The 21,695-nt window shown below is 69.2% G+C and carries 14 protein-coding genes, 1 tRNA gene and 2 other RNA genes; 2 read left to right on the top strand and 15 right to left on the bottom strand.

All coding sequences use genetic code 11. The features are described 5' to 3' along the window. Positions 1 to 4: 4 nt before the first annotated feature. Entirely contained in the window at positions 5 to 598 is a 594-nt protein-coding gene (locus C935_RS0109075; RefSeq protein WP_018862189.1) for a nucleoside triphosphate pyrophosphatase, read from the top strand. Here C935_RS0109075 and C935_RS0109070 read toward each other — a convergent pair whose 3' ends face one another. From C935_RS0109070 to C935_RS0109025, 12 genes are all read right to left on the bottom strand, one after another. After that, a complete protein-coding gene (locus C935_RS0109070) occupies positions 599 to 973 on the bottom strand; it encodes a metalloregulator ArsR/SmtB family transcription factor (RefSeq protein ID WP_018862188.1) in 375 nt (124 codons plus the stop codon). It abuts the gene before it with no gap. A gap of 110 nt (positions 974 to 1,083) precedes the next feature. Next, positions 1,084 to 1,335, bottom strand: a complete 252-nt coding sequence (locus C935_RS0109065; RefSeq protein WP_018862187.1) for a twin-arginine translocation signal domain-containing protein — start codon at positions 1,333 to 1,335, stop codon at positions 1,084 to 1,086. Between the two features lie 310 nt (positions 1,336 to 1,645). Beyond that, positions 1,646 to 1,776: non-coding RNA, RtT sRNA (locus C935_RS13065), on the bottom strand. A 52-nt stretch (positions 1,777 to 1,828) separates the two neighbouring features. Further along, a non-coding RNA gene (locus C935_RS13060) (RtT sRNA) lies at positions 1,829 to 1,945 on the bottom strand. 66 nt (positions 1,946 to 2,011) lie between these two features. Further along, positions 2,012 to 2,102: transfer RNA gene (locus C935_RS0109060), tRNA-Ser, on the bottom strand. A gap of 84 nt (positions 2,103 to 2,186) precedes the next feature. Continuing rightward, the gene (gene csrA / locus C935_RS0109055) at positions 2,187 to 2,435 is read right to left on the bottom strand and encodes a carbon storage regulator CsrA (RefSeq protein WP_018862186.1); all 249 of its coding nucleotides are present in this window, start codon (positions 2,433 to 2,435) and stop codon (positions 2,187 to 2,189) included. A 68-nt stretch (positions 2,436 to 2,503) separates the two neighbouring features. Further along, positions 2,504 to 3,748: an aspartate kinase gene (locus C935_RS0109050; protein WP_018862185.1), complete on the bottom strand. Its 1,245-nt coding sequence runs from the start codon at positions 3,746 to 3,748 to the stop codon at positions 2,504 to 2,506. Between the two features lie 155 nt (positions 3,749 to 3,903). Beyond that, a complete protein-coding gene (gene alaS / locus C935_RS0109045) occupies positions 3,904 to 6,513 on the bottom strand; it encodes an alanine--tRNA ligase (protein ID WP_018862184.1) in 2,610 nt (869 codons plus the stop codon). Positions 6,514 to 6,772: 259 nt separating this feature from the next. Continuing rightward, positions 6,773 to 7,255, bottom strand: a complete 483-nt coding sequence (locus tag C935_RS0109040; protein ID WP_026278739.1) for a regulatory protein RecX — start codon at positions 7,253 to 7,255, stop codon at positions 6,773 to 6,775. Beyond that, complete coding sequence (gene recA, locus C935_RS0109035; RefSeq protein WP_018862182.1) at positions 7,230 to 8,276, bottom strand: recombinase RecA; 1,047 nt, start codon at positions 8,274 to 8,276, stop codon at positions 7,230 to 7,232. The genes C935_RS0109040 and recA overlap by 26 nt, the downstream gene beginning before the upstream one ends. 152 nt (positions 8,277 to 8,428) lie before the next feature. Next, on the bottom strand, positions 8,429 to 8,959 hold the full coding sequence (locus tag C935_RS0109030) for a CinA family protein (RefSeq protein ID WP_018862181.1): 531 nt from the start codon (positions 8,957 to 8,959) through the stop codon (positions 8,429 to 8,431). A gap of 7 nt (positions 8,960 to 8,966) precedes the next feature. Continuing rightward, the gene (locus tag C935_RS0109025; RefSeq protein ID WP_018862180.1) at positions 8,967 to 9,266 is read right to left on the bottom strand and encodes a PilZ domain-containing protein; all 300 of its coding nucleotides are present in this window, start codon (positions 9,264 to 9,266) and stop codon (positions 8,967 to 8,969) included. A gap of 419 nt (positions 9,267 to 9,685) precedes the next feature. On the opposite strand from C935_RS0109025, the gene mutS reads away from it, so the two are divergent. Then, entirely contained in the window at positions 9,686 to 12,331 is a 2,646-nt protein-coding gene (gene mutS, locus C935_RS0109020) for a DNA mismatch repair protein MutS (RefSeq protein ID WP_018862179.1), read from the top strand. On the opposite strand, the gene recD is transcribed toward mutS, so the two are convergent. From recD to recC, 3 genes are read right to left on the bottom strand one after another with little or no spacing between them, the layout of a single operon-like run. After that, entirely contained in the window at positions 12,328 to 14,373 is a 2,046-nt protein-coding gene (gene recD / locus C935_RS0109015) for an exodeoxyribonuclease V subunit alpha (protein WP_018862178.1), read from the bottom strand. The two genes, mutS and recD, sit on opposite strands and share 4 nt — an antisense overlap. Then, on the bottom strand, positions 14,370 to 18,077 hold the full coding sequence (gene recB, locus C935_RS0109010; RefSeq protein WP_018862177.1) for an exodeoxyribonuclease V subunit beta: 3,708 nt from the start codon (positions 18,075 to 18,077) through the stop codon (positions 14,370 to 14,372). Before recB ends, recD begins: the two co-directional genes overlap by 4 nt. Continuing rightward, a complete protein-coding gene (gene recC, locus C935_RS0109005; protein WP_018862176.1) occupies positions 18,074 to 21,595 on the bottom strand; it encodes an exodeoxyribonuclease V subunit gamma in 3,522 nt (1,173 codons plus the stop codon). The genes recB and recC overlap by 4 nt, the downstream gene beginning before the upstream one ends. Between the last annotated feature and the right edge of the window lie 100 nt (positions 21,596 to 21,695).

Genomic DNA, 21,695 nt, shown 5'->3' with positions numbered 1-21,695 from the left:
CCCCATGCACGAGATCGTCCTCGCCTCCACCTCGCCCTATCGCGCGCAGCTGTTGCAGCGGCTGCATCTGCCGTTCACGACCGCTGCCCCGCAGGTTGACGAGGCTCGACTCCCGGACGAAGAAGCGGCGGCCCTCGTACAGCGCCTCGCAGAGGCCAAGGCCCGTGCAGTTGCCGATATCCACCCGGACGCATTGATCATTGGATCCGACCAAAGCGCCAGCCATCAGGGCCGCATCCTGGGCAAGCCGGGCAATGCCGAGCGCGCCCGCGAACAGCTTGCCTCGCTGTCCGGCGGCACGGTCACCTTTCACACCGGGCTGTGCCTGCTGGATGCCCCCAGCGGGAAGACACGGGTGGCGGACGTTGAATACATCGTCAGCTTCCGCCCGCTGTCAGATGCCGAGATTCGCGCCTATGTGGCGCTGGACAATCCCGTGGACTGTGCCGGCAGTTTCAAGTCGGAAGGGCTGGGTGTCAGCCTGTTCGAGCGCATGGAGGGCGCGGACCCCACCGCCCTGGTGGGTCTGCCGCTGATCCGCCTGTGTCAGTGGCTGCGGGAAGCAGGCATTGCCATGCCTCCCGCCGAGGAACACTGATCAGGTTTCCGACGAGCGCCGAGAGTCCGGCAGCCCCAGATCGGCATCACGCCACATCGCCTGCAGGCGCGCATGATCCTCGCGGAGTGTGCCATCGATGCGCGAAGCCTCGGCCGTCGACGCCAGGACCTCACGGGCCCAGTCCGGCAGCTTCGGGTGCAACCGATAGTAGATCCAGTTGCCTTCGCGCCGCGTCGTCACCACGCCCTGTTGACGCAATGCGGCCAGATGGCGCGAGACTTTCGGTTGCGAGGCCTCCAGTGCGCTCATCAGCTCGCACACGCAGAGTTCGCGCTCGATGTGAATCAGGAGCAGTGAACGCAGTCGGGTATCGTCCGCCAGTAGGCTGAACAACACGGTAGGGGTCAGGGACATAGGAAATCCACTTCGGCCGATCCGGCCACCATAAGTCGGCCATTAAAGGCAAGATTAGCACGCACGGGAACCCAAGAGCCCCAGTGCGTGCGGGTATTCAGCAAAACCATCTAGTGGTGATGATCGTGACGCAGGAACACGCCAAACCGGGTCGTTTCAGGCTCATGCTGGTGAAGGCTTTGGAGCAATTCTGCGCCGAGCGTAACCGCTGACGCCGCTCCGGGCACCACCAATCCGGCCGACAGGGCCATGCCGGCCTTGAGAAAATTCCTGCGATGCATACGCGTCGTCCTCCGTTCCTTCGGGGGAAGCGAAAACGCGGGGCTGACAACCGCCTTGTTGTTCTTGTAATCCGGAACCATGCCAGGGCGATGGCTCCATGACGATCGCGGGAGAACCGTCGCCCGCCCCCAGTATCGCGGCGTAACGCATCCTCCCGGGGTACCGCGGACCCTTGCCAGGCCCGAGCTTCCCTGTACCCGCTCACAAGTAGGCCACCACCCAAACGGCTGGATGGGGGCCGACCGGCCCATAACATAGACGAAAATGGGAGAATTACCAATCATTCGGGAGACCGACGTCACAAAGTCGCACCGAAAGCCTTGCGCACGAAAGACTGCCAGGGAGGCGCGCCATGCGCCAAAGGGTCCTCTCGGGCCCCTTTGCTGGGTCTGGCGGAGAGTGAGGGATTACTCGGCGCTTAGCGCCTCGCCCTTCGGGCCGTCGCCTGCGGCGACGTTCGGGCGCCGCTACGCGTCACCCGTCGAACCACCATTTTCTATATCTCGGGTTCGAATCCCGATACCTCGGGGGCCATACGTGCGAAAGGGGCCTCTCGGGCCCCTTTGCTGGGTCTGGCGGAGAGTGAGGGATTACTCGGCGCTTTGCGCTTCGCCCTTCGGGCCGTCGCCTGCGGCGACGTTCGGGTGCCGCTGCGCGTCACCCGTCGAACCATCATTCTCTATGTCTCGGGTTCGAATCTCGATACCTCGGGGGCCATACGTGCGAAAGGGGCCTCTCGGGCCCCTTTGCTGGGTCTGGCGGAGAGTGAGGGATTCGAACCCTCGATGGGCTTTTGACCCATACTCCCTTAGCAGGGGAGCGCCTTCGACCACTCGGCCAACTCTCCGGAATGCGCGGCACAGGATACGGACTTGTGCCCATAAAGAAAAGGCCCGGCGGTTGCCGCAACCGCCGGGCCTGACAGGCTTGGTCAGTCGTCGCGCGAGGAAGCCGCCACACTCCCTCCCGGGGCGGACCCACCGCCGGACGAGCCCTGATCATCGCCGGTCGCGCTGGATTCGCGCTGAATACGCTGGAAGATCTCCTCGCGGTGGACCGCCACGTCCTGAGGCGCATTGATCCCGATACGAACCTGATTGCCCTTGACCCCCAGGACGGTGACGGAAACGTCCTCGCCGATCATGAGGGTCTCGCCCACACGTCGAGTCAAAATGAGCATGCTCTTCTCCGCAGTGCCTGTGTCGGACGCAGTCGGTCGTCCGGTAACCGTTTTACGGTTTGTCATCCTTAACCGTCCTCCTGTTGACCGACAGGTTCCTGCTCAAGTTCAAAGGCATCATGCAGGGCGCGTACAGCAAGTTCGAGGTACTTCTCATCCACAACCACCGAGATCTTGATCTCGGAAGTGGAGATCATTCGGATGTTGATCGTCTCGCGCGAGAGTGCCTCGAACATCTGGCTGGCGATCCCGGCATGCGAGCGCATGCCGACACCAACCACGGAGATCTTCACAATGTGCGTATCTCCGGAAACCTCGCGCGCATTCAGTGCCCTGCAGGCATCCTGCAGAATCGCCAACGCCTTGTCGTAGTCGTTGCGATGCACCGTGAAGGTGAAGTCGGTGGTCTGATCCGCGCCCACGTTCTGCACGATCATGTCCACTTCGATGTTGGCGTCCGCGATCGGCCCGAGGATACGATGCGCGACCCCCGGCTGATCGGGGACGCCCTGAACCGTTAGCTGGGCCTCGTTCTGATTGAACGCGATACCCGCAACCAGCGCCTGTTCCACCTGCGCATCCTCCTCCGTGGTAATCAGGGTCCCCGGTCCTTCCTCGAACGAGGACAGCACTCTAAGAGGGACGTTGTACTTGCCCGCAAATTCCACCGCGCGGATCTGCAGCACCTTCGAGCCGAGGCTCGCCATCTCCAGCATCTCCTCGAAGGTAATGCTATGCAGCCGCCGTGCCTGGGGCACCAGGCGGGGATCCGTGGTGTACACACCATCGACGTCGGTGTAAATCCGGCATTCATCGGCCTTGAGTGCCGCGGCCAGCGCGACGGCCGTCGTATCCGACCCGCCGCGGCCCAGCGTGGTGATCGCGCCGTGCTCGTCCACCCCCTGGAATCCGGCCACAACGACGACTCGGCCGGCCTGCAGATCCGCCCGCACGCGGGCATCGTCGATACTGCGGATGCGCGCCTTGTTGTGCGCACTGTCGGTGCGAATCGTGACCTGGGCGCCGGTATAGGAGCGTGCGGGACAACCATGCGCCTCCAGCGACATCGCCAGCAGGGCAATCGTCACCTGCTCGCCGGTGGACAACAGCACGTCCAGCTCGCGGCCATCGGCTCGTGGATTCAGCGCATGGGCGAGACCCAGAAGGCGATCCGTCTCGCCGCTCATCGCAGAGACAACGATCACCACTTGATGACCCTCCTCGCGCAGCTTCAAAGCCCGCTCCGCGACCGCCTGGATGCGCTCGGTGGTGCCCACCGAGGTGCCCCCGAATTTCAGTACCAGCAACGCCATTGCACGATTCCATTCACCGCCACCCGGAAAGGCGGCGCATTAAACATCATTCAGGTCGTTATTGCGAGAACCCCCGGGCCTTCACGAGACGCGCCGAGGGCTGTTCCGGACACGGGTCGCCACCGCGGTGCGCGCCCCGCGATGACGAGGCGTCGTCAGGCGCGTTCGCGTACCCAGTCGGCGACCGAGGCGAGCGCGGCATCCAGCTTGTCCGGGCTCTGGCCGCCGGCCATCGCCATGTCCGGGCGACCGCCACCCTTGCCATCCACCTGCGCGGCAACGTGACCGACCAGGTCGCCAGCCTTGAAGCGGTCGGTCTCGGCCTTGGTCACGCCGGCCACCAGGCTGACCTTGCCCTCGCCGGTCGCGGTGCCCAGCACCACCACACCCTGCCCCAACTTCTGCTTGAGCTGGTCGACCATGTCGCGCAGGGCCTTGGGCTCCACGCCCTCGACCTTCGCGGCCAGCACCTGCACGCCGCCGACCTCCTGCGCCTGCGAGGCCAGATCGCTGCCGGCCTGGCTGGCCAGCTTGCCCTTGAGCTGTTCGATCTGTTTCTCCAGTTCGCGCGAGCGCTCCTGCAACTGGGCGACCTTGTCGGCCGCCTCGCCGCGCCCGGAGCGCAGGCGATCGGCGATCGCATCCAGATAGCCGAGCTGCTGGTCAACCCAGCGCAGCGCCACCTCGCCGGCCACCGCCTCGATACGGCGGATACCAGCGGCCACCCCGCCCTCGGAGGTGATGCGCAACAACCCGATGTCACCGGTGCGGTCCACATGCGTGCCGCCGCACAGCTCCACGGAGGTGCCGATCTTCAGCACCCGGACCTGATCGCCGTACTTCTCGCCGAACAGCGCGACCGCGCCGGACTCCATCGCCGACTCGATGTCCATCACGCGGGTATCGGTGGCCTCGTTGGCCAGAATCTCCGCGTTCACCTGGGCCTCGATGGCGCGCAGTTGCTCGTCGGTCAGCGGCTCCATGTGGGTAAAGTCGAAGCGCAGGCGCTCGGCATCCACCAGCGAGCCCTTCTGTTGCACGTGGTCGCCCAGCTGATCGCGCAGGGCCTTGTGCAGCAGGTGCGTCGCCGAATGGTGACGGCGGATGTTCTCGCGGCGTGGGCCTTCGACCGCGGCCTGCAGCCTCTGGCCGACCTCCAGCGTGCCGGCGCGAACCTGGCCGACATGGATATGCGCCGCGCCCTGCTTGCGGGTGTCGGCGACCTGAAAGCGCACGCCGGAACCGCTCAGCGTGCCGACATCGCCAACCTGGCCACCGGACTCGCCGTAGAACGGCGTGCGGTCCAGTACCACCAGGCCCTCGGCGCCGACCTCGAGTCGCTCGACCGGCTCGCCGTTCTGGTACAGCGCGACCACGCGACCCTCGTCGTCGACGGTCTCGTAGCCGGAGAATTCGGTTTCCTGATCGACCTGCGGCAGGCCGCCGTCGTCCATGGAGAAGTGACTCGCGGCGCGGGCACGGGCGCGCTGATCCGCCATCGCGGACTCGAAGCCCTCCATGTCCAGTTCCAGGCCGCGCTCGCGCGCGATGTCGCCGGTCAGGTCCACCGGGAAGCCGTAGGTGTCATACAGCAGGAAGATGGTCTCGCCCGGGATCACCTTGCCCTCGAGATCGCGCAGGTCGTCCTCGAGGATCTTCATGCCCTTGTCGAGCGTCTCCAGGAACTTGCGTTCCTCCTTCTCCAGCACCTTCTCGACCCGGGCCTGAGCTTCGGCGAGCTCCGGGAAGGCCTCGCCCATCGCGCGCACGAGGTCGCCGACCATCTGGTAGAGGAAGGCATCCTGCGCACCCATCTTGAACCCGTGGCGCGCGGCGCGGCGGATGATGCGGCGCAGCACGTAGCCGCGGCCTTCGTTCGACGGCAGCACGCCGTCGGTAATCAGGAAGGCGATGGAACGGATGTGGTCGGCGATCACGCGCAGCGAGGCGGAGTCCTGCTCCTGCGCCCCGGTCACTCGCGCGGCGGCCGCGATCAGGTCCTGAAACAGGTCGATCTCGTAGTTGGAGTGCACGCCCTGCAGCACCGCGGCCAGGCGCTCCAGGCCCATGCCGGTATCCACCGACGGGCGCGGCAGCGGATTCAGCGTGCCGTCCGCATCGCGGTCGTACTGCATGAACACCAGATTCCAGATCTCGATGTAGCGGTCGCCGTCCTCGTCCGGGGAACCGGGCGGGCCGCCCTCCACCTCCGGACCGTGGTCGTAGAAGACCTCGGTGCAGGGGCCGCAGGGGCCGGTGTCGCCCATCTGCCAGAAGTTGTCGGAACCGCCGCCCGGCTTGTCGCCAATACGCACGATTCGCTCGGCCGGAACCTGAATCTCGTTCGCCCAGACGTTGTAGGCGTCGTCGTCCGTCTCGTAGACGGTGACCCAGAGCTTTTCCGGCGGCAGGCCGATGGTCTCGGTCAGGAACTGCCAGGCGTAGTGGATCGCATCGCGCTTGAAGTAGTCGCCAAAGCTGAAGTTGCCCAGCATCTCAAAGAAGGTGTGATGCCGTGCGGTGTAACCGACGTTCTCGAGGTCGTTGTGCTTGCCGCCCGCCCGCACGCAGCGCTGGCTGGACACCGCACGGTTGTACGAACGCTTCTCGCGACCGAGGAACACATCCTTGAACTGCACCATCCCCGCATTGGTGAACAGCAGCGTGGGATCGTTGCCCGGCACGAGCGGGCTGGAGGGCACGATCGTATGGCCATGCCCTTCAAAGAATTCGAGGAAACTCCGGCGAATGTCGGCGCTTTTCATGCGGTTCCGATTGAATATGGGGTCAAAACCGGAATCCTATCACGCAAGCCCCCAACCCGCGTATTGCCGCCCCCGCCTTCGGGCCATGATGTAGGAGGCCAGCCCCCTGGCCGATGGGGCACCGCCAACGCCCCATCGCGCAAGGGGCTGCGCTCCTACAACGACAAAGCCACCACCCCTGTAGGAGGCCAGCCCTCTGGCCGATGGGGCATTATCAACGTCGCATCGGCCAGGGGGCTGGCCTCCTACGTCCTACGTCCTACCGGGTCCCGTCTTTCCAGGCGGCGAGGGCCTGGTGGGCGACGCCACCGGGGAAGCCGCGGCCGGCCAGGTGGCGGAGCATGCGGGCCTCGTCCTCGCGGGTCTCGGGGGGATGACGGAAGTGGCGTTCGAGCTGGCCACGGGCCTGCTCGGTCCAGTCGACCTCCAGGGATTCAATGGCGGCATTAACGGTATCGCTGCCGATGCCGTTGTGGGCGAGCTCGGCGCGGATGCGCTGTTCGCCGTAGCCCTGATCGGTGCGGTGGCGGGCGATGAAGTCGGCGTAACGGGTGTCGCTCAGGTAGTCGAGTTCGCGCGCACGCTCGAGCGCGGCATCCACTGCGTCGCGCTCGAAACCGCGTTCGGCGAGCTTGCGCGCGAGCTCCAGCGCGGAATGCTCGCGCCGCACCAGAAGCCGAAGCCCAGCCTCCAGTGCGGCGTCCGGGTCGGCCGGATCAGCCTTGCTCCTCGACCGAGGCATCGGCCGGCACGTCCTCTACCGGGGCCTTGTTGCGCTTCGGCAGCAGGCGTTCGCGCAGGGTCTTCTCGACTTCCTCGGCGATCTGCGGGTTGTCCTTCAGGTACTGGCGGGCGTTCTCCTTGCCCTGGCCGATACGCTCGCCGTTGTAGCTGTACCAGGCGCCGGCCTTGTCGATCAGGCCTTCCTTCACGCCCATCTCGATGATCTCGCCCACGCGCGAGATACCCTCGCCATAGAGGATCTCGAAGTACGCCTCCTTGAACGGGGGCGCCATCTTGTTCTTGACGACCTTCACGCGGGTCTCGTTGCCGATCACCTCGTCGCCCTTCTTGATCGCGCCGATGCGGCGGATATCCATGCGCACGGAGGAGTAGAACTTGAGCGCGTTGCCGCCGGTAGTGGTTTCGGGACTGCCAAACATCACGCCGATCTTCATGCGGATCTGGTTGATGAAGATGACCAGCGTGTTCGAACGCTTGATGTTGGCGGTCAGCTTGCGCAGGGCCTGCGACATCAACCGCGCCTGCAGGCCAACGTGGGAGTCACCCATCTCGCCCTCGATCTCCGCCTTGGGCGTCAGCGCGGCCACGGAGTCGACGATCACCACGTCCACCGCACCGGAGCGAACCAGCATGTCGGCGATCTCCAGCGCCTGCTCGCCGGTATCCGGCTGCGAGACCAGCAGATCGTCGACGTTTACGCCCAGCTTCTCGGCGTAGGTCGGGTCCAGGGCGTGCTCGGCATCCACGAACGCGGCGGTGCCGCCCACCTTCTGTGCCTCGGCCACCACCTGCAGGGTCAGGGTCGTCTTGCCCGAGGACTCCGGCCCGTAGATCTCGACCACGCGCCCGCGTGGCACGCCACCGATGCCCAGCGCGATATCCAGCGCTAGGGAACCCGTGGAGATGGCCGGCACGTCCACCGCCTGCTGATCGCCCATGCGCATCACCGCGCCCTTGCCGAATTGGCGTTCGATCTGCCCCAGTGCGGCGGTCAGGGCCTTCTTGCGATTCTCGTCCACGGTATGCCTCCCGATGCTTGCAGCGATGGTTTCCGATCCGTTGCGGGGCGGATACGGGGCCGCAGTATCCCACAGGGCGGGGAGCGACCCAACCCGGGTTCACGGTTCTAAAGGGATCACCGGGGACGGCCGGCCCCGGACTGGTCGACGGGTCAAGCGGCCTCGTGCGCCAGCAACGCACTGAGGGCGTGCAGCATCGCCCGCAGGCGCACCTGGTGGCGTTCGCCGTCAAAATGCAGGGTCTCGACCCGCGCATCCTGCCCGCGCTCCTGCCAGCCGAAGCAGACCGTACCCACCGGCCTGTCCGCGCTGCCGCCACCGGGCCCGGCGATGCCGGTCACCGAGAGCGCCAGGTCGGCATCGCAGTGGGCAAGCCCGCCCTCGACCATCGCGCGCGCCACGGCCTCGCTGACGGCGCCGTGCTGCTCGATCAGCTCGCCCGGCACCCCGACCATCCGCGTCTTGGCCACGTTGGAGTATGCCACCCAGCCGCACTCGAACCAGCCCGAGCTGCCGGGGACATCGGTAATCGCCTGGGCAATCCCGCCGCCGGTGCAGGACTCGATGGTGCACAGCTTGCGTTCACTGGCGAGCAGCCGCTCGCCGAGGTCGTAGACCAGCGCCGAGAGCCCGGCCAGATCGGGCTCGTGCGGGATCACAATCGACGTCGTTTGCGCTTCCATGTCCGAATCATCCCTCGCTGTCAAAGGCAATGGCCACCCGCCAGATCACCTGATCGTCGCCCAGGGGCTCGCAGCGCACTACCTGGCCGGCACGCTCCAGCGCGGCCAGTCGCCCGTCCGGGTTGTTGATCGCAATGCTCACACGCTCGCCCGCCTGTGGCGCATGGGGCCAACGAAAGGCACAGCCGCTGGCCGACAGGTCCTCCAGCCGTACCTCATCCACCGCACCGGTCGCCATCCAGGTCACTTGTGCGGGGGTGTCGACCTGCATGCGCCGGAAGCCCCGGCGGTCATCTTCTCCCAGCATGCGTACCCTCCTTGACTCCACCCGAGTGTGGCACATCACGTCCCGTGATGGTGCACCTGCCACACGGGGCCGCGCATCCGTATACTGCGCGGCAGGGAAACACTGATTAATGTACACGCTCGCGTTGGCACCCCAGGTTTTCCGAGACAAGGCGCGCCGTGCAGCGGGTAGTGGTTCTACCCGCCCGTTGCTGATTGATTCGGGGCGCAACGCCGTATCGGGGAACCTGGGGTGCCAACCCCACAAACCATTGAAAGCAGAGGCTCGGCCGCTTTTGCGTGGGAACGGCGTTGCGGTTCCCTTGTGCAGAATGACTGCACGGCAGTTACCGCGCCTTGTTCGCACGCAAAAGCGACTCGAGCGCGAACGTGTACATTAATCAGTGTTTCCCCAAGCCCGGATCGACCACAGCCGAACCGATGAGCACCGCCGAGCCCCTCTCCGCCCACACTCCGATGATGCAACAGTATCTCGCCATCAAGGCCGAGTACCCGGATACGTTGCTGCTCTACCGCATGGGGGATTTTTACGAGTTGTTCTACGACGACGCCGAGCGCGCCGCCGGGCTGCTCGACATCACCCTGACCCGGCGCGGCGAATCGGCCGGGGCGCCCATCCCGATGGCCGGGATCCCCGTGCACACCCTGGAGAGCTACCTGGCCCGCCTGCTGAAGATGGGCGAGAGCGCCGCGATCTGTGAACAGACCGGCACCGTCGGCGCGCAGAAGGGGCCGGTCAAGCGCGAGGTCGTGCGTATCGTGACCCCGGGCACAGTCACCGAGGAGGCGTTGCTGGATGCCCGCCAGGTGAACCGCCTGGTCGCGGTCTGCCCGGCCGCCTCCGCCGCCGTGAAGGGCCGCAAGACCGGCTACGGCATCGCCAGCCTGGAGTTCGCCAGCGGCCAGTTCCGCGTACTGGAGGTGGGCGACGAAACCGAACTGGCCGCCGAACTGGCGCGGCTCGACCCGGTGGAGCTGCTCGTGCCGGACCAGGCGGGTGCGCTCCCGGGCACCGAGCCCTTCGCCCCCCAGCGCCACGCCGACTGGCATTTCGACGCGGTCTCCGCCCATCGCCTGCTGATCACCCATTTCGGCACCCGCGACCTGTCCGGCTTTGGCTGCGAGGGACTGGACCTGGGCATCGCCGCCGCCGGCGCCCTGCTCGCCTACGTGCAGAACCGCCATCGCGGCGATCTCGCCCACATCACCAGCCTGGCGCACGAGCAGCGCAGCCAGATGCTGGTACTGGACCCGGCCACCCGCCGCAACCTGGAACTCACCCGCACCCTCACAGGCGAGCGCCGTGGCTCCCTGCTCGCCCTGCTGGATACGACGCAATCGGCGATGGGCGCCCGCCGCCTGATGCAGTGGCTGCACCAGCCACTGCGCGACCGCGCGATCATCCGCGACCGTCAGACCGCGATCACCGCCCTGCTGGAACAGGAGGCCGTCACCCCGATCCGCGACGCTCTGGCCGGCAGCGCCGACAGCGAACGCATCCTCTCGCGCATCGTGCTGGGCAGCGCCCGTCCGCGCGACCTGACCGCCCTGCTCGCCAGCCTGGAGCGCCTGCCGGCCCTGTACGCGGCCCTGGCGCCGCTGGCCGATGCCGCCGAACGCCTGTCCGCCCTGCATGCCGCGCTGGCGCCGGAAGATGACCTGACCGCCCGGCTCGGTGCGGCCCTGGTGGAGGAGCCACCGCTGCGCGTGACCGACGGCGGCATGATCCGCGCGGGCTACGACCCTGAGCTGGATCGCCTGCGCACGCTGGAAAGCGACGCCGATACCTTCCTTCGCGAGATCGAGGCCCGCGAGCGCGAGGCCACCGGCATCCCCACGCTGAAGGTCGCGTACAACCGCGTGCACGGCTACTACATCGAGGTCTCGCGCAGCCGCTCGGCCGAGCTCCCCGGCCGCTTCATGCGCCGTCAGACGCTGAAGAACGCCGAGCGCTACACCACCGAGGAACTCAAGCGCTTCGAGGACGAGATCCTGTCCGCCCGCGAGCAGGCCATGCTGCGCGAGCGCGCACTGTTCGACGACCTGATCGCCGACCTGCAGGCGCGTGCGCCGCGCCTGCGCACGATCGCGGACGCGGTGGCCGAGCTGGATGTGCTCGCCTGCCTGGCCGAGCGCGCGGCCCGCCTCGACTGGCATTGCCCGGAACTGGTCCAGGATCCCGGCATCCAGATCGAGCAGGGCCGGCATCCGGTGGTCGAGGCCGGGCTCGACGCCCCGTTCGTCGCCAACGACACCGAACTGGACCCGGAGGCGCGCCGCCTGCTGGTGATCACCGGCCCCAACATGGGCGGCAAGTCCACCTACATGCGCCAGACAGCGCTGATCGTGCTGCTCGCCTGCATGGGCAGCTTCGTACCGGCCGCGCGTGCGCAGATCGGCCCCGTGGACCGCATCTTTACCCGCATCGGCGCCTCCGATGACCTGACCTCCGGACGCTCGACCTTCATGGTCGAGATGACCGAGGCCGCCAACATCCTGCACAACGCCGGCCCCGAGAGCCTGGTGCTGATGGACGAGATCGGCCGCGGCACCAGCACCTTCGACGGGCTGGCCCTCGCCCTGGCCTGCGCCGAACGTCTGACGCGCCACAACCGCGCGCTGACGCTGTTCGCCACGCATTACTTCGAGCTGACCGCGCTGGCCGAGCGCGAACCGGCCGTGGCCAACGTGCACACGGACGCGATGGAGCACGAACACAGCATCGTGTTCCTGCACCAGGTCCGCGAAGGCCCGGCGAACCAGAGTTACGGGTTGCAGGTCGCGCAGCTGGCCGGCGTCCCGGCCGATGTACTGAAGCTCGCCCGCACCCACCTGCGCGAGCTGGAGGACCGGGCCGCGGCGACCGACTCGCCACAGCTGGGCCTGTTCACACCGGAGCCCGCGTCAGCCGCCCACGAGGTCGCCGAGGCGACCCCGGAAACCGAACCGCCCAGCCCCGAAGAACGGGCCCTGAAAGCCCTGTTCGACACGCTCGACCCGGACGAGATGAGCCCGCGCGAGGCCCTGGACGCCCTCTACCGCATGAAGGACGCCCTGCGTAGTTAGGTAGACAACCAGGTACGCAGGCCGCCGCTGCGTCGGGTCGGCTGGCGGCTCGCTTGCTGCAGCACCCCTGCCTCCGGCTCGAACAGGCTCAGCCAGCCGCTCGCGCGCGTGATCGCCGTGTAGGCCAGCTCGCGCGTGAGCAGCGGGCTCTCCGGCGGGGGCAGCAGGAAGGCGACATGCTCGAACTCCGAGCCCTGGGACTTGTGCACCGTCAGCGCGAACGCCGTCTCCACGGACTCCAGGCGCTGCGGGATCATCCAGCGCACATGCCCGTCCGCCGCGACGAAGGCGACCCGCAGGGCCGTTTCCGCCGTGTCACTCTCGTCCGTTCCCACGTCACCCCGGACCAGCCAGGCGGGCACGCTCAGGGTTACGCCGATATCGCCGTTGATCAGTCCCAGCGCGTAGTCGTTGCGCGTCACGATCACCGGGCGTCCCTCGTACCAGGCACTCTCCGCCTGCAACACACCACGCGCCGTCAGCGCCCCGGCGACGCGGCGGTTCATCCGGTCCACACCCCAGGGCCCCTCGCGCACGGCGCACAGCAACTGGAAGCGCCCGTGCTCGCGCAGGGTGCCGCGCGCCCATTCCTCCCACGCGCCGCGCGCATCGCGGTATGCCGGGCGTTCGGCCGTCAAATGCTCCAGATAACGGACCACCCCGAACGGTGCCGCATCGGCATGCCCGGCCCCGTCCAGCACCCGCCGCAGCAGGGCCGGATCGTCCGGGCCCTGCAGCACCGCCGCGTGGACATCCTCGCCCGGGTGGCCCGTCACCTCGGCCGTGCCGTCGTTCACCGCCGCGGCCAGACGACCGATCCCGCTGTCCGCGCCGAAGCGTCGGCTGCGGCGCAGCATCGCCACATGCTGGTCCAGTGCCCGCCCGTCCTCGTCCACGTAGCGCGCGGGCAGCTCCATCCCGGCTGTCTCGCGCAGCCAGGCGGCCGTCTGCGGCGTGTAATGCCCGCCGTCGGCCCGCGCGCACAGCTCGCCCAGCACCGCCCCGGCCTCCACCGAGGCGAGCTGGTCGCGATCCCCCAGCAGCACCAGCCGCGCCTGGGCCGGCACCGCGGCTATCAGGCTGGCCATCAGCTCCAGATCCACCATCGAGGCCTCGTCGACCACCAGTACATCCACCGGCAGGGGGTTGCGCGCATCGTGGCGGAAGCGCCGGGTATCCGGTCGCGCGCCCAGCAGGCGGTGGAGCGTGACGACCTCGCGCGGGATCGCGGCGCGCAGGCGCTCGCCGCCGGGGAAGCGTTCCAGCCCCAGCGCGTCCACCGCCCCCGCGACCGAGGCATTCAGCCGCGCGGCGGCCTTGCCGGTCGGCGCCGCCAGGCGGACGCGCAGCGGCTCGCCCTCCCCCTGCAGGCCCTGCAGCAGCGCGAGCAGCTGCAGCACCGTGTAGGTCTTGCCGGTGCCCGGCCCGCCGGTAATCACGCTGAACGCGGACCCGGCCGCCAGTACACAGGCCAGGCGCTGCCAGTCCGGTTCGCCATCGCCCTCCTCGGCCGGACCGAACAGCCGATCCAGCCAGGTGCGCATCGCATCCACATCCAGCCCCTCGCACCAGGCCGGCTGCTCGCGCAGGCGCCCGGCCACCGCCTCCCCGATCCGGCGCTCGGCCTCGCGGTAGCGGCGCAGATACAGCCGGTCCTGCGCCCGCACCAGCGGAGTCCCCGCGTCCGCGTCGACACCACAGATCCGATGCCCCTCCAGCGCGGTGTCGACTGCCGCACGGTCCAGGCCGCGCAGGATATCCGAGGGCCTAGGAAGCCCCCGCTCCGCGCCCTCCGGCGGAAGCGACAGCATCCGGTCCGGGGCCTCCAGCAGGCCGTCGAGGTCCAGGCAGACATGCCCGCGCCCGGCCTGGTGGCTGGTCAGCGCCGCAAGCAGAAGCGTCAGCGGCGGGGCGGCGGGCACCTGTTCGCGCAGAAAACGCACCAGCACGCGGTCGACGCCGCGCACCCAGCCCGCGTGCTCCCACTCCCCGAGCAGATCCAGCAGCGCCCCGGTGTCCTGCAATGCGCGCTCGGCCGTCATGCCCGCGCCTCCCGCGGCCGGTCCGGCCCCTCGGCGAACCAGCCGTCCAGTTGCTCGATCAGCGCCCGTGGCGGGCAGTCGTGGAACACGCCACGCCCCGGCGCATCGATCCCGCGCAGGAACAGGTACACCCCGCCCCCCATGTGGCGGTCGTAGTCGTACCCCGGCATCCGCGCCTGAAGCTGGCGATGCAGGGCCAGGGTGTAGATCACCAACTGCAGGTCGTAGCGGTGTTCCAGCACCGCGTCGCGCAGGCGCTCGGCCACATAGGCCTCGGGACCGGGCCCCAGCCAGTTGGACTTGTAGTCGGCCACGTAATAGCGGCCCTCGTGCTCGAAGACGAGGTCGACAAAACCCTTGAGCATCCCGTTCAGCAGCCGGTCGCCCGCCGGCGGCCGGGGCTGTCCGGGCAGCAACTGCGCGCGCACGGCGGCATCCAGCCGCCGGCTCTGCAGCCAGCGCGTCTCGAACAGGAACTCGAGCTCCGGCTGATACACGCCCAGCCCGTCCAGGCGGAACGCGCCGCCGGAGGCCAGCGCGTACTCGGCCGTGATCAGCCGGCGCATCCAGTCCTGCACGACCGGTGTCCAGTCGCCCCAGGCGCGCTGTTCGCAGCGCTTTTGCACCTCGTCATCCATCCGAGCGCGATCGGCCATGACGGCCGACCAGCCCTGCTCGGCCGCCCATTCCAGCAGGCCGTGCAGGAAGGTCCCCGGCGCCGGCCCGCGCGGGAAGTCGTGCAACCCGCCGGCCACCGGTACCTCGGGCAACGGGTCATGCCCGGTCCCGGGTTCGGCCGCGCTCTCGCGCAGCATGTCCTCCAGCGCGGAATCCGGGGCCACCGGGTCAGCGACCAGCGGCGCCGGCGCATCCGCCTCGTCCGGGTGCGCAATCGCGCTGTAGCTGGCCACCCACCAGGGCTCGCGTACCGGGCGTGTCGGGGTGCGGGCGCGCCCGGGGGCCGCCGTCTGTTGCGCCAGCCGCATGCCCGAGGCCGTGATCTCGGGCAGGGGTTCGATCGCAATCGCGGCCTCGTCGCCTCGGGCCGCCTGCAGCCGGCCCTCCAGCTCGCCGTTCGGCATCGGTTCCGGGCCACTCAGCAGATAGCCGACCGCGCTGCGGTGCAGCTCGTTTTCCTTGCGCCCGCCCGGCGCGATCGGGGCCAGCCCCATCCAGCAGGCGTGGCGCGCACGGGTCATGCCCACATACAGCAGGCGCAGGTCCTCGGCCAGGCGCTCGCGGTCGGCGCGTTCCTGGGCACGGGTATCCATGTGGAAGATCCAGCGCGGCCTGCCGTCCGGCGGGCGATCGATACACGGCACGTCCTTCTTCGGGTCGACCGCCCGAAACCAGGACACGAACGGCAGGAACACCAGCGGGTACTCCAGCCCCTTGGACTTGTGCAGCGTGACCACCTTGACCAGGTCCTCGTCGCTCTCCAGACGCAGCACCTGCTCGTCAGCCTTCGCGCGATCCCCCTCGCGGTGCTCCACCAGGTGCCGGATCAGGGCCTGCTCGCCATCCAGCTCCGCGGCCGCACGCTGCAGGAGCTCGCTCAGGTGCAGCAGGTTGGTCAGCGCGCGCTCGCCATCGGCACTGGCCAGCAGCCGGCGCGGCACGTCGAAGTCGTGCAGCAGGCGGCGCAGCATCGGCAGCACGCCGCGCGTCTGCCACAGGCGGCGGTACTCGCGGAACTGCTCGACGCGGTGCTCCCAGCGCAGTTCGTCGGTGGTCAGCCGGTGCAGATCGGCCAGCGACTGCCCCAGCGTCGGGGTCGCCAGCGCCGCGCGCAGCAGGCGCTCGCTGGTCGGCTCGGCACAGGCCCGCAGCCAGCGCAGCAGGTCCCCCGCCTCCGGGGTCGCGAACACCGATTCGCCCTCGGACAGGTACACGCTGCGCACCCCCCGCGCGCGCAGCGCGTCCTGCATGATGCGGGCCTCGACCTTGCTGCGCACCAGCACGGCGATATCCCGCGGACGCACCGGCCGCAACGCCTGTGAATCGCGAAAGCCGCAGGTCCCGTCCACCCCGCCATTGAGCAGCTGCACCATCTGCTCGGCTGCGGCCGTGGCCATCTGTTCGCGATAGGCACCGGTGCCGACCGACGTGCCCGGATCCGCGCACCACAGGGTCAGCGCCGGCACCTCGGCCCCGTCCTGTTCCAGGCGTTCGCCGCGATCCTGGGCGTCCACCGCGTGGAACGGCAGCTCGCCGGCATCGCCCTGGCCGAACAGGAACGCACCCTCCGGCCAGCCGTCGGCATGGGCGAACAGGCGGTTCACCGCGCCGACCAGGCGCGCGGTCGAGCGGAAGTTGCGCGGCAGCGTGTAGTGGCGCCCGGCGGTCGCGCGGCGCGCCTTCAGGTAGCTGTGGATGTCCGCGCCGCGAAAGCCGTAGATCGCCTGCTTGGGGTCGCCGATCAGCAGCAGGCCCTGCTCGGTCGGGTTGTCCTCGATGCGGTAGACGCGTTCGAGGATGCGGTACTGCACCGGGTCGGTGTCCTGGAACTCGTCCACCAGGGCGACCGGGAATTGTCGCCGCAGCGTCTCGGCCAGCGCCTCCCCGCCGGGCCCCTCCAGGGCATCGCGCAGGCGCAGCAGCAGGTCGTGGAAACCCATCTGTACCCGCACGCGCTGGGCCTGGCGGAACTGGAGATCGATCTCCACGGCCGCCGCCTGCAGCAGGCGTTCGCTGTCATCCGCGCAGACCTCGGCGGCGGCATTGAGCGCGGTAAACGCCGGGTGCAGGTCGTCCGGCAGGGACTTGTCCTTCTTCAGCCTTTCGGCCATCCCCGCCGCGCACATGCGCTCCAGAACAGGCGTCGAGCCAACGTTTTCCGGCAGCAGTGCGGCCGGGTCTTCGGCCCAGGCATGCATCACCGCGATCAGCTCGTCCGGCTTCTGGTACTTCGTGCCCAGAAGCACGCTCGCGTGCAGCTCGCGGAACTGTCGTTCCACCTCGGCGGCATCGTCGCGCCAGACGGCCTTCAGCTCGGCCAGGCGCGCGAGGCGCGTGGCCAGCTCCGCGTACAGCCCGTCCGGCGTGCGGTAGGGCTCCAGCCCCGCCGTGTCCGTCAGATGGCCCAGAAGCGGCCGCACCCGGGCCTGCAGCTCGTCGGGCCCCTCGCCAAAGGCCTGGCGCAGCAGCTTCAGGTGGTCCGCCGGCTGCGGGTAGACAAAGCGGCGCCAGTAGTCGCGCGCCGCCTCCGCCTGCAGCTCGCTCTGGTCCGCCTCCAGGCGCTGGTTGAACAGGCTGCCGCTGTCGAACGCATGCTCGCGCAGCATGCGATAGCACCACGAGTGGATGGTCGAGACCGCCGCCTCGTCCATCCACTCGGCGGCCAGCTCCAGCCGCCGCGCGGCCCCGGCACGCGCGGCCGGCTCCGGGTAGGCGTCCAGCAGCGCCGGCCACAACGCCTCGTGGGCCGGGGCCGGTTCGCCGCGCAGGACGCGCGCCCCGCGCGCCAGCACCGCGCGGATGCGCTCGCGCAGTTCACGGGTCGCCGCCTCGGTAAAGGTCATCACCAGAATCTGCGGCGGGGTCAGCTCGACGGTGCCCTCCGGCAGCTCGCCGTGGCCCAGCACCAGCCGCAGATACAGCGCGGCTATCGTGTAGGTCTTGCCGGTGCCGGCACTGGCCTCGATCAGGCGGCTGCCGTGCAGCGGCAGTTCCATCAGCTCCAGCGGCTGCGCACCTGCACTCATTCCATCTCCTCCCCGGCGGCCAGCGCCTCGAACAGCGGCCGGTACAGCCGGTCGCGCCAGTGCCCGAACGCCGGATCCTGCAACAGCGCCTCCGGGTCCGGCCAGGCACGCGCCAGGGCCGGGCTGCGCGCCCATTCACCGGGGCTGAAGTCGTCCCCGACCAGCACCTTGCGCGCCCGCGCCAGTGGGTCGGGGTCGTCCTTCGCCTCGGCCTGCAGCCAGGCGAAGGCGGTGGCGCAGGCCACCGGCAGCGGGCGCTCCAGCCCGGCCACCCAGCCCTCGACCAGGGCCCCGAGGTGCTCGCGGGCCTGCTCTGGCCCCACGCCCGGCAGGCGCATCCCGGTATCCAGCCCGATCACCTCGGTGGCGACCGGGCCGCCTTCGCCTGTGCCCTGGTTCGCCAGCAGGTGTTCGAGCCAGGGCTTGGCCACCTTGTCCACTCGCCAGTCCTTTTTCTGTTTCAGCCGGCTCACGGTGTAGTCCAACAGCACGGCCTGCCCGGCCCCGCCGCGCAGGGGCGGGGTGGCACCCTCCAGCATCCAGCCCCCCTGCCCCAGACGCACGGCGGGCGATGGCGGCAGCCGTTCCGGCCAGACGGCCAGACGCAGGCCGATGCGCTCCAGCAGACGTGCGGCCTCGGCGATCATCGCCTCGCGTTCCAGCTCGCCAGCCGCGCCGAGCGGCAGCGCACCGGCGCGCTGCAGCCGCGCGGCCTCGGCCTCCAGCACCGGGCCCCAGGTCTCGGGGTCCTCGCCGTGGTCCAGCGCGGCCGCGACCAGGGCCTCGCGCACCTGCCACTGCTCCAGCCCGGCCAGGGTGAAGGGCTCCAGGTCCTCGCTCGGGGCCTCCTCGCGATCGAACACCACGCCCAGCCTGTGGCGGAAGAACGCCTCCGCCGGGTCGCGCAGGAAGCGCATCAGCGTATCCGGGCCCAGCACGCGTTCGTCGTCGGCTTCGTCCGGCGGCGGCAGTTCGAGCGCGTCCGGCACCGGGGTCTCGTCGGCGTGGTGGACCGCCTCCCACTCGCGCGCGTAGGTGTAGTGCCGGGCATGCGCCAGGTCGGGCGGGAAGTTGGCCGGCGAGAACGGCTGCAGGGTGTGCACGGTGGTCAGGTGTTCCAGCAGCGGATCCTTCCGGGCCTGTCCATTGGCCTCCTCCGCGCCCTGGAGCCGCCAGCCGGCGGCCAGGTGATCGCGCAGCTGTGCGACCAGCACCGAGGGCGGCTGCGACTCGTTGTCGCGCGCGCTGTGGCCGACCCAGCTGACATGCAGCTGTCGCCGCGCGGACAACAGCGCCTCCAGGAACAGGTAGCGGTCGTCCTCGCGGCGCGAGCGGTCGCCGGGGCGATAATCGCGGCGCATCAGGTCGAAGTCCACCGGCGTCGGGCTGCGCGGATAGTCGCCGTCGTTCATGCCCAACAGGCAGACGATGCGAAACGGGATCGCGCGCATCGGCATCAGCGTGCCGAAGTTGACCGAACCGGCCAGGAAACGCTGCCCCAGCCCGCTGTCCTCCTGGCTGGCCAGCCACTGCTCGCGCACGACGCCCAGGGGCAGGGAGTCGTCCAGCTCCGCCTCCTCGCAGTCGGCGCGCCATTGGTCCAGCGCCTCCCGCAGGCGCCCCAGGGTGAACAGCTCGGCATCGGTCTCGCCGGCGAAGAAGGTATCCAGCAGTTCCCGCAGCCGGGTGTTCCATTCGCCGGGGGTATGGGCGTGGCGCAGCCAGCCCCAGGCCTCGGCCAGCGCGGTGATCAGGTCATCCATCGGGCCCAGCAGCACGGCATCCAGCCCGCCGATCTCGTCGAACGGCTCCAGCCCCTGCCAGGCCCCGGCGCCCCCGGACGCATAGCCCAGCAGCATCCGCCGCAGGCCGAAGCGCCAGGTGTTCTGCTCCAGCCCCTCCGGCAGGCCGAGCCCGGCGCGCTGCTCGGCATCCAGCCCCCAGCGCACGCCCGAGCCCTCGGCCCAGCGGTGCAGCGTGGTCAGGTCCTCTTCCGCGATCCCGAATCGCCGGCGCAGCGCGGGCACGTCCAGCAGGTCCAGCACCTCGGCCACGCCCATCCGGCTCTCCGGCAGCGACAGCAGGCGCTCCAGCGCGATCAGCACCGGGTCGCGCCCGCGCGGCCCCTGGTCGGACAGGGTGTAGGGGATGTAGCGCGGGTCGTCCGGCGGGAGCTGGCCGAACACGGCCTCGATATGCGGGGCGTAGGCGTCGATGTCCGGCACCATCACGATCACGTCGCGCGGGCGCAGGCCCGGGTCGGCGTCGAAGTGCGCAAGCAGCCGGTCGTGCAGGATCTCCACCTCGCGCAGCGGGCCATGGGCGACATGGAACTGGATGGAGTCGTCGTCCGCCGCCACCGCCGGCCAGGCCTCGCGGGTCTCGCCCAGCGGGCGCAGCTCGCGGATGTCCTCCTGCAACTGATGCAGCAGGCAGTCGCCGCCGTGCGGCTCGAAGTAGTCGACCCGCTTCCAGGCGAGGGTCTGCAGCACCGCGTCGTAGGCGGTGGGGTCGTCGTGTTCGTCCAGCAGGCCGATGTAGTCGCGGCCCTGTTTGCCCCAGGCGGCCAGCAGCGGGTGCGCGTGCTGGTGCAGCTCGGCGTCGTCCAGCACGCTGGGCATCCCGGCCTTGCGCGCCTGGCGCTGGCGCGTCGCGCGCAGCAGGTCCTTGTCGGCGACGATATCGGCCCAGTAGTGCTCGCAGGGGTTGTGCACGCAGACGAGGATCTGGCACACGCCGGCCAGCCCCTCCAGGGCCTCCAGGATCTGCCCGGGCATCGAGGAGATACCGAACACGATCAGCCGCCGCGGCAGCCCCGGCGGGCGCTCGCTCAGGCCCTGCACGGCCTCGCAGTAGCGGGCGTGGACCGTGGCCCGGCTAGTGTCGGCCGCGCCCTCGCCGATGTCCTCGCGCAGCAGGCGCCACAGCGCGGCCTGCCAGCGGTCGTCATCCGCCAGCGGTGTCTCGCGGCCACGGGCATCGCGCAGGACATCGCGCCCGGCGGCCCAGGAGGTCAGCCAGTCGGCGCGGTAGACCTGGTACTGGTCGAACAGGTCGGCCAGGCGTTCGGCGAGCTGGTGGCGCTTGCGCAGGTCGCCACCGTCGCGCGGGTCGTCATCGGCGAGAAAGCGCGCCAGCGGGGCGAACTCGGGGCGCGCCAGACACTCCGGCAGCAGGCGCATCAGGCGCCAGATCAGCGGGCGCTTGGCATACGGGGATTCCAGCGGCACGGCCTCGAGCCCGAGCACCGCGCGATAGGCCGACCAGACAAAGCGCGACGGCAACTGCATGTCCAGCGCGGCGGCGATGCCGCAGCCGGGCGGGTCGGCATCCGGGTGCGCGGCCAGGGCGTAGCGCAGCCATTGCGCCATGCCGTTGCTCTGCACCAGCAGGGTCTCGTTCTCCAGTGGGCCGAGCGGCGCACGCTGCATCCACTCGACCACCAGGGCACGCAGCGACTCCAGATGGTTGCCGTGCAGCACCACCATCCCTGGCTCTAGCTCGCCGGACTGCGTCACCCCTGCTCCTTGTGCCCCATGTGAGCGCCGTGTAATGCGCCTACCCTACCAATGTGCACGCCCCTGCGCCCGCCCCCATTGGCATCCGTGTAAAAGCCGG

It is taken from the genome of Thioalkalivibrio sp. ALJ3, assembly GCF_000377205.1.
GTDB lineage: Bacteria > Pseudomonadota > Gammaproteobacteria > Ectothiorhodospirales > Ectothiorhodospiraceae > Thioalkalivibrio.
The sequence above is the reverse complement of the archived record's forward strand: the minus strand, read 5'-3'. Positions and strand labels throughout refer to the sequence as shown.